The organism is Pseudomonas sp. TWR1-1-3, from assembly GCF_049896805.1.
Classification (GTDB): domain Bacteria; phylum Pseudomonadota; class Gammaproteobacteria; order Pseudomonadales; family Pseudomonadaceae; genus Aquipseudomonas; species Aquipseudomonas bubulae.
The window spans coordinates 365,311-383,747 of the sequence record NZ_JAFCUZ010000004.1; the positions used below are offsets into that span (position 1 = coordinate 365,311).

Consider the following 18,437-nt stretch of genomic DNA (forward strand, 5'->3'; position numbering starts at 1 on the left):
ATATAAAGTGAACTGCAAAAGTGAGCGCTAGTCTTTCATGGCTGGCGGATGCCATAAACCCCAAGTTTTCACAGGATGACCTTATGACCGAACAACAGATTTTGCTGTCTTTCGGCGGCATCGGCATCGCTGCCCTGGGCTCACAGTGGCTGGCCTGGCGACTGAAGCTGCCGGCCATCCTGTTTCTGCTGTTGAGCGGGATCCTGGTCGGCCCGGTATTGGGCTGGCTGGACCCGCAAGAATTGTTCGGCCCGCTGCTGATGCCGCTGGTCTCACTGGCGGTGGCGCTGATTCTGTTTGAAGGCAGCCTGACCCTGCATTTGTCCGAGTGGCGCGAAATCGGCACTGTGGTCCATCGGCTGGTAACTATCGGTGCGCTCTCGACCTGGGCCGTGATCACCTTGGCGACCCATTGGCTACTGGGCTTTGACTGGCTTCTGGCCTTGCTGTTCGGCACGCTGACACTGGTCACCGGGCCTACGGTGATTGTGCCGATGCTGCGCGTAGTACGGCCCAAGGCATCGATTGCCAATATCCTGCGCTGGGAAGGCATTGTCATCGACCCGATTGGCGCGCTGCTGGCGGTGGTGGTCTACAGCTTTATCATCGCCAGCGCCACGGGCGAAGGCCTGAGCCACAGCCTGCTGACCTTTGCCGGGGTGATTGTATGCGGCAGCTTGTTCGGCATTGTAGGTGGCTGGATCATGGGGCAGATCGTACGCCGCCAATGGCTGCCGGAGTACCTGCACAGCCTGGCCACGCTGGCAGCAGTGCTGGGCGTATTTATTGGCGCCAATACGGTGATGCATGAGTCCGGACTGCTGGCGGTCACCTTGATGGGCATGTGGATGGCCAATATGAAGGGGGTGGATGTACGCAACATCCTGCACTTCAAGGAAAACCTGAGCATCTTCCTGATCTCGGGGCTGTTTATCCTGCTGGCGGCGCGCCTGGACTTGAACGCCATGATCGGCCTGGGGCCTGTGGTGCTGGTGTTGCTGCTGATTATTCAATTTATCGCCCGGCCGCTGAACGTGGTGATTTCGACCTTTGGCTCAAAACTGAACTGGCGCGAACGCGCCTTGCTCGCCTGGATCGCCCCACGCGGGATCGTCGCGGCAGCCGTTTCAGCAATTTTTGCGATCCGCCTGGACGAAGCAGGCCATGACGGCGCGCTGCTACTGGTGCCCCTGACCTTTGCAGTGATCATCGGTACGGTGGTGCTGCAAAGCGCGACGGCACGGCCCCTGGCCCGCCTGCTCAAAGTGGCGGAGCCGGCCCCCAGCGGCTTTTTGATCGTTGGCGCCAATGGCCCGGCCCGGGTTATTGGCAAGGCATTGCAGCAACTGGGCAGCCGCGTACTGCTAACCGATTCCAACTGGGAACACATTCGCGCCGCGCGCATGGACAACTTGCCCACTTACTTTGGCAATCCGGCTTCAGAGCATGCCGAGAGTCACCTGGATCTGGTGGGGCTGGGGCATTTGCTCGCATTGTCACCCTCTGGCGAGTTGAATACCCTGGCAGCGGCACGCTTTCATCACGAGTTCGGGCTACAGCGCTTGTTTACACTGACCAATGGCCAGGAAATTCGTCGCACTGACAAGCATCGCGCCAGCCACGAGTACCGCGGTCAAGCCCTGGGCAACCCGGCGCTGACCTACGGCCAGCTCGCCAGTGAGTTGAGCCAGGGAGCCGAGCTGTACAGCACCACACTGACCGACAACTTCACCTGGGCGGACTACCTGGCCCTGCATGGCAAGCGCGTCACCCTGCTCTTCGCCCGCGACAACACTGGCTGGGTGCATGTAGTGACACCTGACAGTGAATTGAAACCAGGCTCCGGCTGGACGCTGCTGGCGTTGATCAGGCACCCGTAGCAGCTGTTACGAGGCAAACCCTGGCAACACCGGTACCGGGCGCTTGTCATCATCGATGGCGACGAAGCTGAACAAGCCCTGGATCGCCAGTTCGCGACCATCGCAGCTCATGCTTTCGACATACACCTCGACCTCAACCTTGAGGCTGGTGTTGCCAACTTTAACCACACGCCCCACCAGCTCAACGATGGAGCCAGCCGCGATCGGATGGTTGAAATCAATACGGTCCGTGGACACAGTCACCAACGGCAGACGACAAAAACGCGTTGCGGCAATAAACGAAACTTCGTCCATCCACGCCAGCGCGGTGCCGCCAAACAGGGTGTTGTGGTGATTGGTGGTAGAGGGGAATACCGCTTTGGTAATACGGGTAACGGAGAGGTCGGTACGGCGTTGAATCTCTTGCTCACGCGAAGTCATGCTTTCTTACTACCTACAACTGGACAAAGGTCTGACAAATCTCAGGCAACAAAAAAGCAGCCCGAAGGCTGCTTTTTTCTGCATCGGGAAGCTGGACTTAAGCCAGTTTTTCCTTGATGCGAGCTGCTTTACCCGACAGGTCGCGCAGGTAGTACAGCTTGGCTTTACGCACGTCACCGCGACGCTTAACAGCCATGCTGTCGATTTGCGGGCTGTAGGTCTGGAAAGTACGCTCTACGCCAACACCGTTGGAGATTTTACGAACAGTGAAAGCACTGTTCACGCCACGGTTACGCTTGGCAATCACTACACCTTCGAAAGCTTGCAGACGCGAACGATCGCCTTCCTTCACTTTCACCTGAACGACAATGGTGTCGCCCGGGGCAAAAGGAGGGATCTCTTTAGTCATCTGCTCTGCTTCGAGTGCAAGGATGATTTTGTTAGTCATGCTGTGCTCCTAAGGTAGATCAACTGATCTACCATCGATACGTTGTTAACTATCGTCCCGCTCGCGGATGTATTCCTCGAGCAGCTTCTTCTCTTCTCCAGAAAGCGAGCGGCTTTCCAGAAGATCGGCGCGTCGTTCAAAGGTCCGCCCAAGGGACTGCTGTAAACGCCAACGCCGGATGTGTGCATGATTGCCACTAAGCAATACGTCGGGAACACGCTGATCCGCATACACCTCCGGTCGGGTGTAGTGCGGGCAATCCAGCAGACCATCCGTGAAGGAATCTTCCTCCGCGGAGTCCGCATGCCCTAAAGCTCCAGGCAGCAGTCGTGTAACCGCATCAATCAGAACCATCGCCGGCAGCTCGCCACCAGAGAGTACATAGTCACCAATTGACCACTCTTCATCGACATAAGCGTCTATAAAACGCTCGTCAATGCCTTCATAACGACCTGCAATAAGGATTAATGCTTCCTCATTCGCCAGCTCGCGTACCGCCGACTGATTCAGTTGACGGCCTTGGGGCGACAGGTAAATCACCTTCGCCGCCTCTCCGGCTGCTTCTCTGGCCTGAACCAGTGCATCTTCCAGAGGCTTGATCTTCATCACCATGCCCGGACCACCGCCAAATGGGCGATCATCCACAGTGTGATGCCGATCCGTTGTGTAGTCTCGCGGGTTCCAACAAGTCAGCTGCAAGAGCCCTTGTTTCACCGCACGACTAGTGATGCCGTAGTCGCTGATGGCGGAAAACATTTCGGGAAACAAACTGATCACTTCTACGCGCAATTTAGCCACGCTTAGAAGTCCGCATCCCAATCCACCTTCATCTCGCCAGCTGCAAGGTCGACGCTCAACACGCATTGCTCTGTATAGGGCAACAAGCGATCACGATCATCCAGGCTACCTGGGCAAGGTTTGACTTCCATGACATCGTTCGAGCCAGTTTCCATCAGGTCAACAATCTTGCCGAGCAATTGCCCTTCAAGGTTGGTCACTTTCAGTCCCTGCAGCTGGTACCAGTAGTACTCGCCGTCGGTCAGCTCAGGAAACAGGTTACGCGGCACGCAGATTTCGAATTCACGAAGAAGACCAGCTTCATCACGGTCATCGAGACCCTTGAGCTTTACAACCAGAAACTTGCCGTTATGAGAACGGCCACTGACCAGCTCTGCCTGTCGTACATCATTACCGCGCCGAAGCGTCAGTTTTTTGTAGTCCAACAGGTTATCAATTGGATCCGTAAAGGAATAAACCTTCACTTCGCCGCGCACGCCGTGAATCGAGTAGATTTTGCCGATAACGATCAAATCATCAGCAGTTTCAGGCGTCACGCTCATATTGCTCAGGCCGCAGCCTTAGCGTTTTCTTTAACCAGCTGAGCAACACGCTCAGACAGTTGAGCACCAACGCTCAGCCAGTAGGCGAGGCGGTCTTCTTTAACGGAGAAACGGATTTCCTGACCACGGGCAACCGGGTTGAAGAAACCAATTTGTTCCTTGTGGGAACCGTCACGTGGGTTACGGCTGTCGGTAACGGTCAAGTGGTAAAACGGGCGCTTTTTGGAGCCGCCAAGGGCAAGACGGATTGTTAGCATGTGAACATCGTTCCTGTAGTCGGTGCTGCAAATCTAAAGGCACAGCGGGCATAGGTGCCCGAAAGGCCGCATATTCTAAGGAATATCCGGACTTTTGCAAATGTCTTTTTCTGGCGCCTATCGGCATGCCGTACAGACTTGCAACTAGGTCACCACGAATGGTGACAGGTCAGCTCCCGCACAGTGCGGGTTTGCCGGGTGTCTCGCATTGCTGCGAGTTGCCCGGACGCAAGCGTCCGGGCGGGTAAATTACATTTTTGGCATGCCGCCGCCGGGCATCATCGAGCCCATGCCGCGCATCATTTTCGCCATCCCACCTTTGGTGGAGAATTTTTTCATCATCTTTTGCATCTGCTTGTGCTGCTTGATCAAGCGGCCGATGTCCTGCACCTGAGTGCCGGAGCCCATGGCAATCCGGCGTTTGCGCGAACCGCTGATCAGCTCAGGGTCGCGGCGCTCGGCCGGGGTCATGGAGTTGATGATGGCTTCCATCTGCTTGAACTGTTTCTCAGCTGCGCCCTGGGCATTGCCCATTTGCGCCAGATTGACACCACCCATGTTCGGCAGTTTGTCCATGAGGCCGCCAAGGCCACCCATGTTCTTCATCTGTTGCAGCTGGTCGCGGAAGTCTTCGAGATCGAAGCCTTTGCCTTTTTTAAGCTTTTTAGCCAGTTTGTCGGCTTTGTCTTTATCGAGGGTCTGTTCGGCCTGCTCGATCAGGCTGAGCACGTCGCCCATGCCGAGGATGCGCGAAGCGATACGATCCGGGTGGAACGGCTCGAGCGCATCGCTCTTCTCACCCATACCGATGAACTTGATCGGCTTGCCGGTAATGGCTCGCACGGACAACGCCGCACCACCCCGGGCATCACCGTCGACCTTGGTCAGGATCACCCCGGTCAGCGGCAATGCATCACCGAACGCCTTGGCGGTGTTGGCCGCATCCTGGCCAGTCATGGCGTCGACGACAAACAGGGTTTCTGCCGGCTTGACGGCCGCGTGCAGCTCCTGGATCTCGGTCATCATCTCGGCATCGATATGCAGGCGACCTGCGGTATCGAGGATGACCACGTCGATGAACTTCAGCTTGGCTTCCGCAATGGCGGCGCGAGCGATGTCTACCGGCTTCTGGCTCAGGTCGGACGGGAAGAAGGTTACGCCGACTTCATTGGCCAGGGTTTCGAGCTGTTTGATCGCAGCCGGACGATAAACGTCGGCCGAGACCACCATCACGGTTTTCTTTTTGCGCTCTTTAAGGAAGCGCGCCAGCTTGCCGGCAGTCGTGGTTTTACCAGCGCCCTGCAAACCGGCCATCAATACAACGGCTGGCGGCGTGACATTAAGGACCAGGTCCTCGTTGGCAGCGCCCATCAGGCTTTCAAGTTCAGCCTGAACAATTTTTACAAACGCCTGGCCCGGCGTCAGGCTGCGCGACACTTCAGTGCCGACAGCGCGCTCTTTGACCGCAGCGACGAAGTCTTTGACCACTGGCAAAGCCACGTCGGCTTCCAGCAACGCCATGCGTACTTCACGCAGGGTGTCTTTGATATTGTCTTCGGTCAGCTTGGCCTTGCCGGTGACATGGCGCAGCGTCTGCGAAAGACGGTCGGTTAAATTTTCAAACATGCGCGATCCTTTCAGGCCCAAAGTAGACCGGGGTTATTGCGGCCCAGCCCGTGTAAAACTGATGCTCGGCGAGCCTGCGGCGTGGGCAGGTCGCGGATTATAGCGAAGACTGGCCGTGTCCGACACCATGCCGTCGGCTTATGTGGTCTTTCGTGCACAGGCGGTTGTATGCCAAACTCAGTCCTTTCGGGCTTGCCTAACAGGATTTATGCTCCCCTTGTCACCCAGTTTGCTACCCAGCCTCGCCGCCGCCTGCTTGTATGCCGCTGCGACCTTCTATCAGGGCTCTTGTCTGCGCCAGGGCGCAAAGGCAAACAAACGCCTGTTGGTGACGCTCGGCATTCTTGCCGTACTCGCCCACGCCGCCAGCCTGTTCACCCACCTGATGACGCCTGCAGGCCTTGAACTGGACTTCTTCAGTGCAGCCAGCCTGATTGCCGTGGCCGTGATTACCGTGACCCTGGCGGCCTGCGCCCGCATACCGGTCGAGAACCTGCTGCTGCTTTTATACCCGCTGGGCATGCTGACAGTACTGCTGTCCGAATTCGCCCCGCCCGGCACGGTTCAGGTCATTAATGAAGAGCCAGGCATACTCGCGCATATCCTGCTGTCGATTCTGGCCTATGGCATGTTCACCATTGCGGTGTTCCAGGCGCTGTTGCTGTCGCTGCAGAACTATCAGCTCAAGCACAAGCATCCCAAGGGCCTGATCAAGAACTTCCCGCCACTGCAAACCATGGAAAGCCTGCTGTTCGGCTTTCTCTGGGCCGGCTGGTCGCTGCTTTCGCTGTCCCTGGTTTCCGGTTGGCTGTTTCTGGGCAACCTGTTCGCCCAGCACCTGGTGCACAAGACCCTGCTGGCCTGCCTGGCCTGGATCGTATTCAGCGTGTTGCTGTGGGGCCGTCACCACCTCGGCTGGCGCGGTCACAAGGCCATCCGCTGGACCTTTGCCGGTTTTTGCCTGCTGATGCTGGCCTACTTTGGCAGCAAGCTGGTTCGTGAATACATTCTGCATATCTGACGGGCGATAATTATGGATAGCTTGCCCCCTGGGCCGATTCTGACAATTTCGGCACTATTGATCGCAGGAGCCGCTGTATTTATCGGCTTTATACTGGGCAAAAGCAGTGCCCGCGCCAGGCGCACCAACGCCCAGCAGCTGCGAGAGGAGGCTCCCCAGCAACAGGACGAGCAGCCCAACAGCCGCCCGGCCCTGCTATCAGGCATCCATGCGCTGGACAACATCACGGTCAACGATATCCTGATCCCGCGCAACGAAGTCGAAGGCCTGAACCTCGACGAACCGATCGAAGACCTGATTGAGCAGTTGCGCCAGACCTCGCGCACACGCCTGCCGGTGTTTCACAACGACATCAACCAGGTCGAAGCCATCCTCAATACCCGCCACATCCAGCACATGCTGCCCGACGCCAGCCTGACCAAAGAAGCACTGCTGGCCGTTTGCCACGAACCTTACTTCATCCCCGAAAGCACCCCGCTGCAACTGCAACTGCTTAACTTCCACAAGCAGCAGCGCCGCCTGGGCGTGGTGGTCGATGAATATGGCGAAGTGCTTGGCATCGTGACGCTTGAGGACATCCTCGAAGAGATCGTCGGCGAGTTCGAAGACGAGCAGAATATCGATAACCCCCATATCGACCCCCTGCCCGACGGCCGTTATGTTGTCGATGGTGCAGCCTCCATTCGCGAGCTGAACAAGGCCCTGGGCTGGCACCTGCCCTGCGACGGCCCGAAAACCCTCAATGGCCTGGTCACCGAAGCGCTGGAAACCATCCCCGAGACCACCGTGTGCCTGAAAATCGGCGGCTATCGCCTGGAGATCCTCCAGACCGAAGAAAACCGCGTCAGCCGCGTACTGATCTGGCACAACAGCGTCAAGCCCGCGGTTTAATCGCCGCGCAAGGTCTTGTTACATTTGAGCGGGCCTCCCTATAATCATCATCGCTTACCCAAGCCTCGCCAACACGCGTGTTACCCGCACCCAGCGCTGTCGGCGCGTTGTATGACGCAGTACCTGCGTACGTTCCCATCCTGAACTGCGCTTGCACCCTGTTATCCCTCAGGGCCAACGACCATAAAAATTGCTCGCCATGTCGCACCGCCAAAGCGGACATCGGCACAGGGCTCATAACTGTCAGGGATATACGCATGACCTCCAGCACAACCTATAGCGAAGCTACGCCCGACAAGCCGGCCAACTCCGCCACCCGCGTCGCCACGGCCAGCTTTATTGGCACGGCCATCGAGTTCTACGACTTTTATGTGTATGCCACCGCCGCTGCACTGGTGATAGGCCCGGTATTTTTTCCGCAGACATCCGGTACCGCACAAATGCTGTCGGCGTTTCTGACCTTCGGCATCGCCTTTCTCGCCCGCCCGCTGGGCTCATTCCTGTTTGGCCACTTCGGTGACCGCATCGGACGCAAATCCACCCTGGTGGCCTCACTGCTACTGATGGGCGTGTGCACCACATTGATCGGGGTGCTGCCGGGCTACGCCACGATCGGCGCCTGGGCCCCGATCCTGCTGTGCGTGCTGCGCTTCGGCCAGGGCCTGGGGCTGGGTGGCGAATGGGGCGGCGCGGCATTGCTGGCCACCGAGAACGCCCCCAAGGGCAAGCGCGCCTGGTATGGCATGTTTCCGCAACTGGGGCCTTCGATCGGTTTTCTGGCGGCCAATGGCCTGTTTCTGATTCTGGCCATGAGCCTGAGCGATGAGCAGTTCCGCTCCTGGGGCTGGCGCATCCCCTTCCTGCTTAGCGCAGCGCTGGTGATGGTGGGTCTGTATGTACGCCTGAAGCTGGAAGAGACACCGGTGTTTGCCAAGGCCGTGGCACAGCACGAGCGGGTGAAAATGCCCATCGTCGAACTCTTCAGCCAATACTGGGCACCGATGCTGCTGGGCGCCGCTTCGATGGTGGTGTGTTACGCACTGTTCTATATCTCGACAGTGTTTTCCCTGAGCTATGGCGTCGCCACCCTGGGCTATACCCGCGAAACCTTCCTCGGCCTGCTGTGTTTTGCCGTGCTGTTCATGGCGGCGGCCACACCTCTGTCGGCCTGGGCCAGTGACCGTTATGGACGCAAGCCGGTGCTGATAGTCGGTGGCGTGCTGGCGATCTTGTCAGGTTTTCTGATGGAGCCTCTGCTCACCCACGGCACCACCTGGGGTGTGGCGCTGTTCCTGTGCATCGAGCTGTTTTTGATGGGCGTGACCTTTGCCCCGATGGGTGCCCTGCTCCCTGAACTGTTCCCGACCCGCGTGCGCTATACCGGCGCGTCGGCGGCTTACAATCTGGGTGGCATTGTCGGAGCTTCCGCTGCACCTTTTTTTGCGCAAAAGCTGGTGAGCATGGGGGGGTTGAGCTGGGTAGGCGGGTACGTGTCGGGCGCAGCGATTCTCAGCCTGATTGCCGTGCTGTGCCTGAAGGAAACGAAAGAGGCTGACCTGAACAAGGTGGCTTGAAGAAACACTTAACCTGTGGGAGCGGGCTTGCTCGCGATTGCAACGCCTCGATACATCAGATGTACCGGGGCAATTGAATCGTGAGCTAGCCCGCTCCCACAATGGTTTTTACAGCTCTACAACCACTGCCTTGGCCGCGCGGGTCGCTTTGGCGCGAGCTGCTTCAATCGACTCATCGCGAGCCAGGGCCACGCCCATGCGACGCTGGCCGTTGACCTCTGGTTTGCCGAACAGGCGCAATGCGGTGTCCGGTTCGCTCAGGGCAGCACCCAGGTTGGCGAATGCCGTCCGGGTCGACTGGCCTTCTACCAGAATCACCGCCGAAGCCGATGGCCCGAACTGACGAATCAATGGAATCGGCAGGCCGAGAATGGCGCGAGCATGCAATGCGAACTGCGACAGATCCTGAGAAATCAATGTCACCAGGCCGGTATCGTGCGGGCGCGGCGACACTTCGCTGAACCACACCTGATCGCCCTTGATAAACAACTCAACGCCAAACAGACCACGACCACCCAGCGCCTCAGTAACAGCCTTGGCGACACGCTCGGACTCGGCCAGAGCAATCGGGCTCATGGTTTGTGGCTGCCAGGATTCCTGGTAATCGCCCTTCTCCTGTCGGTGACCAACCGGTGCGCAGAACGTGGTACCGCCAATATGGCGCACGGTCAGCAAAGTAATTTCGTAATCGAAGTCGATAAAGCCTTCGATAATGACCCGACCCTTGCCCGCACGACCGCCTTCCTGCGCGTAGTCCCACGCAGCCTTTACCTCCTCAGCACTGCGCAGCAGGCTCTGGCCCTTGCCTGACGAACTCATCACCGGCTTGACCACGCACGGGAAACCCAGATCCAGCACGGCGGCGCTGTAGTCTTCAAAGGTGTCGGCAAAATGGTACGGCGAGGTTGGCAGGTCCAGCTCTTCGGCTGCCAGGCGACGAATGCCTTCGCGGTTCATGGTCAACGACGTGGCACGCGCCGTCGGAATAACGGTGAAACCTTCAGCTTCCAGCTCCACCAGGGTGGCGGTGGCGATGGCTTCGATTTCCGGAACGATAAAGTGCGGTTGTTCTGCTTCGATGACGGGACGCAGGGCGGCGCCGTCAAGCATGTTGATCACATGGCTGCGATGGGCAACCTGCATGGCAGGTGCATTGGCGTAGCGATCGACGGCGATCACTTCGACCCCCAGGCGCTGCAATTCGATGACAACTTCTTTGCCCAGCTCACCGCAGCCACACAACATGACGCGGGTCGCAGTGGGCGACAGTGGAGTTCCGATACGGGTCATTTCAGGTCCTCAAGGAAACAAAATCATCGAAGGCACTGACCAAGCCAGCGCCTGCAGGGGGATACAAAGGCCGGCATTTTACATGACTAGACCGAGGCTTTGCGCAAACGCCAGGCCATTGCCAGCCATACGCAGGTGACGCCGGCGAATTTCGAGGCCATGGCGGTAATGATCACGCCAGGGGTGAAGGCATCGATCATGCCGAAGAAGATAAAGGTGTCGATCGGGATGCTCAGCGCAGAGCTGATCCACAAGCGGTCATGCAAAGGCCGCTTGGTGATGCTGAAGACCAGCCAGTCGATGCACTCGGACACGGCGAAGGCAGTGGCGCTGGCCAGTGCAATGGAAGGATCGGAGGTGACGTACGACAACACCAGGGCCGCCAGCATGGCCAGCAGGGCACCGTGACCGAATCGGGTTTGCACCATGTCGCGCAATACAAACACCAGGCCACCCCAGGCTGACCAGATGATGTCCAGGTGCGGCGCAGTGGAAAACGCGTAGTTGATCAGCACGACGCTGGCGATATAAGCGACAAGAAACAGCATGGCAGCGGGCGACACCTCTAAATAAGGCGCACAGGGTACTTGAGTCGCAGTCGATTTTGTACCCGCGACATCCCCCTGCGGGAGCGGGCTTGCTCACGATGACATCAGCGCAGTTTGCCTGACAGGCCGTGGCGCCTGCATCGCGAGCAAGCCCGCTCACACAATAAAGAAGCGTTGTCAGCTACCGGAACCCAACATCCACACCACACCACTGGCTTTGGCCCGCTCATGGCACAGCACTAGCACCTCGCGGCGCTCCGGGTTGGTCATGCGGCTCCAGCGGGTGATTTCCGCCACGGTACGCTGGCAGCCACTGCACACATCGTCGTCGTCCAGCGCGCAGATATTCACACAGGGCGAGGCGACCGGGCGATCTGCTTCTGTCATTGCTCTTGCACCTGAAGGTCACGGGCATATCGCTGGCCGTTCTTGACGTAGTGGGCCGCGCTGGCTTCCAGCAATTTTTTCTGCTCATCCGTCAGATCACGTACCACCTTGCCCGGCGATCCCATGACCAGCGAGCCGTCCGGAATTTCCTTACCTTCGCCAATCAACGAGTTGGCGCCAATGATGCAATGCTTGCCGATTTTCGCGCCATTGAGGATCACCGCATTGATACCGATCAGGCTGTAATCGCCCACCGTACAACCATGCAACATGGCGTTATGACCGATGGTCACGCCCGTGCCAAGGGTCAGCGGATAGCCCATGTCGGTATGCATCACCGCGCCATCTTGCACATTGCTGTGCTTGCCGATCAGGATCAGTTCGTTATCGCCACGCAACACGGCGTTAAACCAGACACTGGCGCCCTCTTCCAGGCGCACCTTGCCGATCAGGGTGGCATTGGGTGCGGTCCAGCTTTCGGGATGGGTTTCGACGAACGAGTCGCCCAGGCGGTATTTCATGGGATGTCCTCAAGGCAGGCGTGGCCGTCTGCTGACGGCTCTAAATTGGAATGGAACGTTCAGGCGGGGTATGCAGGTTGATATTGACGTCGTCATAGAGCAGGTTCATCAGCTCCACGATCATGATTGCCGTCAGCCCCCAGATTTTATACACGCCAAAACGGTAGCTCGGCACGTACCAGCTACGGCCCTGGTAGTCGATGCGATGAGTGTGCTCACGCGGGTCCTGGCGGAAGAACTCCAGCGGCACGCTGAATACCGCGGCGATTTCGGCGTCATTGGCCAGATACTCAACGTAATCCGGGACCAGACCGACATAAGGCGTTACGCGAATACCGTGTAACGAGATCAAGGGACTCAGCGGCCCGATCACCTCGACCAGCCCCGGCGGCAAGCCGATTTCTTCTTCGGCCTCACGCAGGGCGGTGAACACCAGGTCGGGGTCTTCCGGGTCGCGGCGACCGCCCGGAAAAGCCACTTCACCACCGTGGGTCGACAACCCGCTGGCACGCAGGGTGAGAATCAGCTCAGGCTCAGAACTGCGTGTGACCGGCAACAACACCGCAGCTTCCGGGTAATTCCGTTCTGTTTCCAGCGTCCGTGGGGTATAGCGGCTCACACGGCCAAGCAGCTCGTCCAGCATAGGTCATCTCGATCCGGCACTTATCGGGCATCATGCACCAAATCGCACCGGGCACCCAAGTCCTACAGTGTCGCAGCCCGCCAGACCACACTTGCCGCGAGCCCGCCTCAACCCCCAAGATAGGCAACGAGCCAGAGACCACAGCATGAAATTTTGTAGCCAGTGCGGCCATTCCGTCAGCCAGCATATCCCGCAAGGCGATTCGCGCCTGCGCTATGTCTGCGACCACTGCCAGACCATTCATTATCAAAACCCCAATATTGTCGCCGGTTGCGTGCCCGTGTGGGGCACACAAGTGCTGCTGTGCCGTCGCGCCATCGAACCGCGCAAAGGCTACTGGACACTGCCCGCAGGCTTTATGGAGAACGGCGAGACGGTTGAAAACGCGGCCCGACGCGAAACCCTGGAGGAAGCCTGTGCCGTGGTTGAGAACCTGGCCATCTACACCCTGATCGATGTGCCGCATATCAATCAGGTGCATATTTTCTACCGCGCCGACCTGCTGGGCCCGAACTTCGCAGCCGGTGAAGAGAGCCTGGAAGTGCGCCTGTTTGAAGAAGTCGACATCCCTTGGTCAGAGCTGGCTTTCCGCACGGTCAGCCGTACCTTAGAATGCTTTTTCGCTGACCGCCCGGGCGCTCACTACCCCGTACGCAGCGAGGCTGTAGCACCGCTGGCCAGCCTGAAGACCGCCCAAAAATAATGCTGCTTGCCTTGTAACTCAGGAATGTTCCTCTAATGCGTTGGTTGCTCGCTGCTCTATGCCTGTCATTTGCCGTTACCTGCCAGGCCTCTGTTGTCATAACCGTAAACGGCAAACCCGTTGATAAAAACCAGGTCCTGAAACCCGCCCCTTCGTCGCTTCCGGTACGTGCCGGGCAGAATATCGACAAGGTGCTGGTCATCAAGTCTGCCCGCAAGCTGGAGCTGATCAGCAACGGCAAACCGGTCAAGACCTACCGCATCTCCCTGGGCAAACAACCCAAGGGCCCAAAAGTACGCGAAGGGGACAAACGCACCCCCGAGGGCATCTACTGGGTCGACTGGCGCAAAAAAAGCGACAAGTTCAACCTGGCGATGCACATCAACTACCCCAACATCAGCGACGCTGCCACGGCCCGGCGTGAAGGCCTGAACCCGGGCTCGATGATCATGATCCACGGCACCCCGGACAGCGAAGACAACCCCGAGGAACTGTTCCATACCCTGGACTGGACCGATGGGTGCATCGCGATGAAAAACCACGAAATGCGTGAAGTCTGGAACCTCGTTCCAGACGGCACCATGGTTGAAATCCGCCCATAGCCAGCTGTCATACGAGCAACAAAAAACCCGCTGACCGGTAACGGTTCAGCGGGTTTTTCATATGACTTGTGGCTAGAAATCAGCCAGTTGCCACACTTCGTACGCAGGGGTTTCATACGGGTGGCTGTGCTTGAGCGCAGCCACCACGGCCTGAATCAGATCATCGGCGACGACCAGCTCAACCTTCCACTCCCCCACATACTCGACCTGACCAGTTTGCCCGATGAACGGCTGGCTGCCGTCCAGCGCGCGAAACTGGCCCTGGCCCATGGTCTGCCAGGCGCAGTGGTCATAGCTGCCGATCCGTCCGCCACCGGCAGCGAATACGGCATCCTTGACCACGTCCACATGGCTCGGAGGAACGAAAAAGCTGAGCTTGTACATGCTCTTAATCTACCCACACACGAGCGTTACGGAACATGCGCAACCACGGCGCATCTTCGTTCCACTCTTCCGGGCGCCACGAGTTCTGCACGGCGCGGAATACCCGCTCCGGGTGCGGCATCATGATGGTCACACGGCCGTCACGGCTGGTCAGGCCGGTAATCCCGCGCGGCGAGCCGTTAGGGTTGGCCGGGTAGTTTTCCGTGACCTTGCCGTGGTTGTCGACGAAGCGCAGCGCCACCGAACCGGACAGGTCCGCTTGCAGCATGGCTTCTTCGCTGGCGAACTCGGCATGACCTTCACCATGAGCAATGGCGATCGGCATGCGCGAACCGGCCATGCCCTGCAGGAAGATCGAGTTCGACTCCTGAACCTGGACCATCGCCACACGGGCTTCGAACTGCTCGGAACGGTTGCGCACAAAGTGTGGCCACAGCTCGCTGCCAGGGATCAGTTCGCTCAGGTTGGACATCATCTGGCAACCGTTGCACACACCCAGGGAGAAGCTGTCAGTGCGCTCGAAGAAGCTCTGGAACGCATCGCGGGCACGGGCATTGAACAGCGCCGACTTGGCCCAGCCTTCACCGGCACCCAGTACGTCGCCGTAGGAGAAACCACCGCAGGCAACCAGACCTTTGAACTCGTTCAGGTCGACACGGCCGGCCAGAATATCGCTCATGTGTACGTCGATTGCATTGAAACCGGCACGGTCAAACGCCGCGGCCATTTCAACCTGACCGTTGACGCCCTGCTCACGCAGGACAGCCACTTGCGGACGAATGCCTTTCTTGATGTACGGCGCGCTGATATTGGCGTTGACGTCAAAGCTCAACTGGGCAGTCAGGCCCGGGTTGTCTTCTTCGAGCAGCACGTCGAACTCTTGCTGTGCGCAGTCCGCATTGTCACGCATACGCTGGATCTGGAAGCTGGTTTCAGCCCACTGGCGCTGCAACTCGCCACGCTGACCGACAAACACTTTTTCACCGTTGAAGGTGATGGTGACTTCGCTGTTGTTCAGCGGCTGGCCGATCACGTCGACACACTCGCCCAGGCCTGCAGCGCTGAACTGTGCAAGCACATCAGCAGTCGCGTCCTGACGCACCTGAATTACGGCGCCCAGTTCTTCGTTGAACAGGATGGCCGGGAGCTGGCTGGCGCTGTCTGCGAGGCAATCCAGGGTCAGGTTCAGACCGCAGTGGCCGGCAAAGGCCATTTCCATCACGCTGGTCAGCAAACCACCGTCGGAACGGTCATGGTAAGCCAGCAGGTGACCATCGGCATTCAGGCCCTGGATCACCGCGAAGAAAGCCTTGAGGTCTTCTGCGTCATCAACGTCAGGGGCCTGCTTGCCCAGCTTGCCGTAGGTCTGGGCCAGGATCGAGGCGCCCATGCGGTTCTGGCCACGGCCCAGGTCGATCAGGATCAGATCGGTCAGGCCTTTGTCCATGCGCAGTACCGGGGTCAGGGTCTGGCGAACGTCGAGCACCGGGGCAAAACCGGTCACAACCAGCGACAGCGGCGAGGTCACGGTTTTGTCCGTACCCTCTTCGCTCCAGCGGGTTTGCATCGACATCGAGTCCTTGCCCACCGGAATGGTGATGCCCAGCTCAGGGCACAGCTCCATGCCGACAGCCTTGACGGTGTCGTACAAGCGGGCGTCTTCACCCGGGTGGCCTGCAGCGGACATCCAGTTGGCTGACAGCTTGATGTCGCTGATCTTGCCAATGCGCGAAGCCGCGATATTGGTCAGGGTCTCACCAATTGCCATGCGGCCCGATGCCGGAGCATCCAGCAGTGCCAGCGGCGTACGCTCGCCCATGGCCATGGCTTCACCGGTGTACACGTCGAAGCTGGTTGCGGTGACAGCAACGTCAGCCACAGGAACCTGCCACGGCCCGACCATCTGGTCGCGGGCAACCAGACCGGTGATGGTGCGGTCGCCGATGGTGATCAGGAAGCTTTTACTGGCCACGGCCGGGTGATGCAGAACGCGCTCGACGCACTCGCCGATGCTCAGTTGTGCCGGGTCGAAATCATCGCCCAACTCTTCTTCGCGAACAGCCGAACGGTGCATGCGCGGCGCCTTGCCCAGCAACACTTCCAGTGGCATGTCCACCGGGTTGTTGCCGAAGTGGCTGTCGGTCACGGTCAGTTGCGGCTCGGCAGTGGCTTCACCGACGACGGCAAACGGGCAACGCTCGCGTTCGCAGATCGCCTGGAAGCGCTCGAAATCTTCGACGCCCACCGCCAGAACATAACGTTCCTGGGATTCGTTGCTCCAGATTTCGTGCGGGGCCATGCCCGGCTCGTCGTTTGGAATGTTGCGCAGTTCGAAACGGCCACCACGGTCGCCGTCGTTCACCAGCTCAGGGAATGCGTTGGACAAACCGCCAGCACCCACATCGTGGATAAAGCTGATCGGGTTCTTGTCACCCAGCTGCCAGCAGCGGTCGATCACTTCCTGGCAACGACGCTCCATTTCCGGGTTTTCGCGCTGTACCGAAGCGAAGTCCAGGTCAGCCGAGCTTGCGCCGGTGGCCATAGAGGATGCTGCACCGCCACCCAGGCCGATCAGCATGGCCGGACCGCCCAGCACGATGAGCTTGGAGCCCACGGTGATTTCGGCTTTCTGCACGTGTTCGGCGCGGATGTTGCCCATGCCGCCGGCCAACATGATCGGCTTGTGGTAACCACGCACTTCTTCGCCACGGGGGGTGGTGATGGACTGCTCGAACGTACGGAAGTAACCGGTCAGGGCAGGACGACCGAATTCATTGTTGAATGCAGCACCGCCCAGCGGGCCTTCGATCATGATGTCCAGCGCGGTAACAATGCGCTCAGGCTTGCCGTACGGCACTTCCCACGGTTGTACAAAGCCCGGGATCTGCAGGTTGGACACGGTGAAACCGGTCAGACCAGCCTTTGGCTTGGCACCACGACCGGTTGCACCTTCGTCACGGATCTCACCACCGGAGCCTGTCGCTGCACCCGGGAACGGGGCAATGGCGGTCGGGTGGTTGTGGGTCTCTACCTTCATCAGGATGTGCACTGGCTCCTGCACCGCACCGTACTGGCGGGTTTCAGGATCCGGGAAGAAACGCCCGGCAACACTGCCGACGATAACCGACGCGTTGTCTTTATAAGCAGACAGAACGCCTTCGCTGTGCATCACGTAGGTGTTCTTGATCATGCCAAACAGGCTCTTGTCCTGGCTTTGGCCGTCGATGTCCCAGCTGGCGTTGAAGATCTTGTGGCGGCAATGCTCGGAGTTGGCCTGGGCAAACATCATCAATTCGATGTCGTGCGGGTTGCGATCCAGACCGTTGAAGGCATTGACCAGATAATCGATTTCGTCTTCGGCCAGGGCAAGGCCCAGCTCGACGTTGGCTTTTTCCAGCGCGGCACGACCGCCACCCAGTACGTCAATCGCGGTCAGCGGCTTTGGCTCGGCGTGGCTGAACAAGCCTGCAGCCTGCTCCAGAGCGCCCAGCACGATTTGCGTCATGCGGTCATGCAATACAGCGCCGATCAGTTCGGCATCCGCATCGCTGAACTGGCCAGCTACATAGAATGCAATGCCGCGTTCCAGGCGCTGGATTTTAGCCAGGCCACAGTTACGGGCAATGTCGCTGGCCTTGCTCGACCAGGGAGAGATGGTGCCAAACCGCGGCAACACCAGGAACAGTCGGCCGCTCGGCTCTTGGACCGGCACGCTTGGGCCGTACTTCAGGAGACGAGCCAGTACCTGCTGTTCATCGCTGGTCAGCTCACCGGTGGTATCGGCAAAGTGGGCGAATTCAGCATACAAACCAGTGACAGACGGAACCTTGAGGCTCAGTTGTGCAAGGAGTTTGCTGTGGCGAAAGGCAGAAAGGGCAGGAGCGCCGCGCAGGATCAACATC

Annotated in this window: 18 protein-coding genes and 1 pseudogene; 6 read left to right on the forward strand and 13 right to left on the reverse strand. The window is 58.8% G+C overall.

What is annotated here, in order from left to right:
* The first annotated feature begins 83 nt into the window (after positions 1–83).
* Positions 84–1,880 carry a cation:proton antiporter gene (locus ACP7BE_RS17315; RefSeq protein ID WP_095001253.1) on the forward strand — a complete coding sequence of 599 codons (1,797 nt, stop codon included), beginning with the start codon at positions 84–86 and terminating at the stop codon, positions 1,878–1,880.
* A 6-nt stretch (positions 1,881–1,886) separates the two neighbouring features.
* Here the strand turns inward: ACP7BE_RS17315 and ACP7BE_RS17320 are convergent, their stop codons facing one another.
* From ACP7BE_RS17320 to ffh, 6 genes are all read right to left on the reverse strand, one after another.
* Complete coding sequence (locus ACP7BE_RS17320; protein ID WP_095001252.1) at positions 1,887–2,300, reverse strand: acyl-CoA thioesterase; 414 nt, start codon at positions 2,298–2,300, stop codon at positions 1,887–1,889.
* A 97-nt stretch (positions 2,301–2,397) separates the two neighbouring features.
* Positions 2,398–2,748 (reverse strand): 50S ribosomal protein L19, encoded by a 351-nt coding sequence (gene rplS, locus ACP7BE_RS17325; protein WP_003440273.1) that lies wholly within the window; start codon positions 2,746–2,748, stop codon positions 2,398–2,400.
* 45 nt (positions 2,749–2,793) lie between these two features.
* Positions 2,794–3,546 (reverse strand): tRNA (guanosine(37)-N1)-methyltransferase TrmD, encoded by a 753-nt coding sequence (gene trmD, locus ACP7BE_RS17330; protein ID WP_003440270.1) that lies wholly within the window; start codon positions 3,544–3,546, stop codon positions 2,794–2,796.
* A gap of 2 nt (positions 3,547–3,548) precedes the next feature.
* Positions 3,549–4,088, reverse strand: a complete 540-nt coding sequence (gene rimM / locus ACP7BE_RS17335) for a ribosome maturation factor RimM (RefSeq protein WP_048363294.1) — start codon at positions 4,086–4,088, stop codon at positions 3,549–3,551.
* Between the two features lie 5 nt (positions 4,089–4,093).
* Positions 4,094–4,345 (reverse strand): 30S ribosomal protein S16, encoded by a 252-nt coding sequence (gene rpsP, locus ACP7BE_RS17340; RefSeq protein WP_095001251.1) that lies wholly within the window; start codon positions 4,343–4,345, stop codon positions 4,094–4,096.
* Between the two features lie 249 nt (positions 4,346–4,594).
* Entirely contained in the window at positions 4,595–5,971 is a 1,377-nt protein-coding gene (ffh, locus tag ACP7BE_RS17345) for a signal recognition particle protein (protein WP_095001250.1), read from the reverse strand.
* Between the two features lie 208 nt (positions 5,972–6,179).
* On the opposite strand from ffh, the gene ACP7BE_RS17350 reads away from it, so the two are divergent.
* The 3 genes and pseudogenes from ACP7BE_RS17350 to ACP7BE_RS17360 all read left to right on the forward strand — a co-directional run bounded on the left by ACP7BE_RS17350 (position 6,180) and on the right by ACP7BE_RS17360 (position 9,457).
* Positions 6,180–6,992, forward strand: a complete 813-nt coding sequence (locus ACP7BE_RS17350; RefSeq protein WP_095001249.1) for a cytochrome C assembly family protein — start codon at positions 6,180–6,182, stop codon at positions 6,990–6,992.
* Positions 6,993–7,178: 186 nt separating this feature from the next.
* A pseudogene (locus tag ACP7BE_RS17355) lies at positions 7,179–7,883 on the forward strand (transporter associated domain-containing protein); the annotation flags it as partial.
* A 257-nt stretch (positions 7,884–8,140) separates the two neighbouring features.
* Positions 8,141–9,457: an MFS transporter gene (locus tag ACP7BE_RS17360; protein ID WP_095001248.1), complete on the forward strand. Its 1,317-nt coding sequence runs from the start codon at positions 8,141–8,143 to the stop codon at positions 9,455–9,457.
* Between the two features lie 108 nt (positions 9,458–9,565).
* Here the strand turns inward: ACP7BE_RS17360 and purT are convergent, their stop codons facing one another.
* The 5 genes from purT to ACP7BE_RS17385 form a co-directional block, all read right to left on the reverse strand.
* Entirely contained in the window at positions 9,566–10,747 is a 1,182-nt protein-coding gene (gene purT, locus ACP7BE_RS17365; RefSeq protein WP_426106651.1) for a formate-dependent phosphoribosylglycinamide formyltransferase, read from the reverse strand.
* A gap of 86 nt (positions 10,748–10,833) precedes the next feature.
* Positions 10,834–11,295, reverse strand: coding sequence for a VUT family protein (locus ACP7BE_RS17370; protein ID WP_095018202.1), 462 nt, complete (start codon positions 11,293–11,295; stop codon positions 10,834–10,836).
* A gap of 177 nt (positions 11,296–11,472) precedes the next feature.
* Positions 11,473–11,682: a DUF1289 domain-containing protein gene (locus tag ACP7BE_RS17375; protein ID WP_426106653.1), complete on the reverse strand. Its 210-nt coding sequence runs from the start codon at positions 11,680–11,682 to the stop codon at positions 11,473–11,475.
* Positions 11,679–12,203: a gamma carbonic anhydrase family protein gene (locus tag ACP7BE_RS17380; protein ID WP_095001245.1), complete on the reverse strand. Its 525-nt coding sequence runs from the start codon at positions 12,201–12,203 to the stop codon at positions 11,679–11,681. The genes ACP7BE_RS17375 and ACP7BE_RS17380 overlap by 4 nt, the downstream gene beginning before the upstream one ends.
* Before the next feature lie 40 nt (positions 12,204–12,243).
* Positions 12,244–12,846 (reverse strand): CoA pyrophosphatase, encoded by a 603-nt coding sequence (locus ACP7BE_RS17385; protein ID WP_095001244.1) that lies wholly within the window; start codon positions 12,844–12,846, stop codon positions 12,244–12,246.
* 145 nt (positions 12,847–12,991) lie between these two features.
* Between ACP7BE_RS17385 and ACP7BE_RS17390 the strand changes: the two genes are divergently transcribed.
* A complete protein-coding gene (locus ACP7BE_RS17390; RefSeq protein ID WP_095001243.1) occupies positions 12,992–13,549 on the forward strand; it encodes an NUDIX hydrolase in 558 nt (185 codons plus the stop codon).
* Between the two features lie 35 nt (positions 13,550–13,584).
* Complete coding sequence (locus ACP7BE_RS17395; RefSeq protein WP_426106656.1) at positions 13,585–14,151, forward strand: L,D-transpeptidase family protein; 567 nt, start codon at positions 13,585–13,587, stop codon at positions 14,149–14,151.
* 72 nt (positions 14,152–14,223) lie between these two features.
* Here ACP7BE_RS17395 and ACP7BE_RS17400 read toward each other — a convergent pair whose 3' ends face one another.
* Together ACP7BE_RS17400 and purL are read right to left on the reverse strand one after the other, a co-directional pair.
* Positions 14,224–14,535 (reverse strand): YqfO family protein, encoded by a 312-nt coding sequence (locus tag ACP7BE_RS17400; protein WP_095001241.1) that lies wholly within the window; start codon positions 14,533–14,535, stop codon positions 14,224–14,226.
* Between the two features lie 4 nt (positions 14,536–14,539).
* Entirely contained in the window at positions 14,540–18,436 is a 3,897-nt protein-coding gene (gene purL / locus ACP7BE_RS17405) for a phosphoribosylformylglycinamidine synthase (protein WP_426106658.1), read from the reverse strand.
* Position 18,437 lies beyond the last annotated feature (1 nt).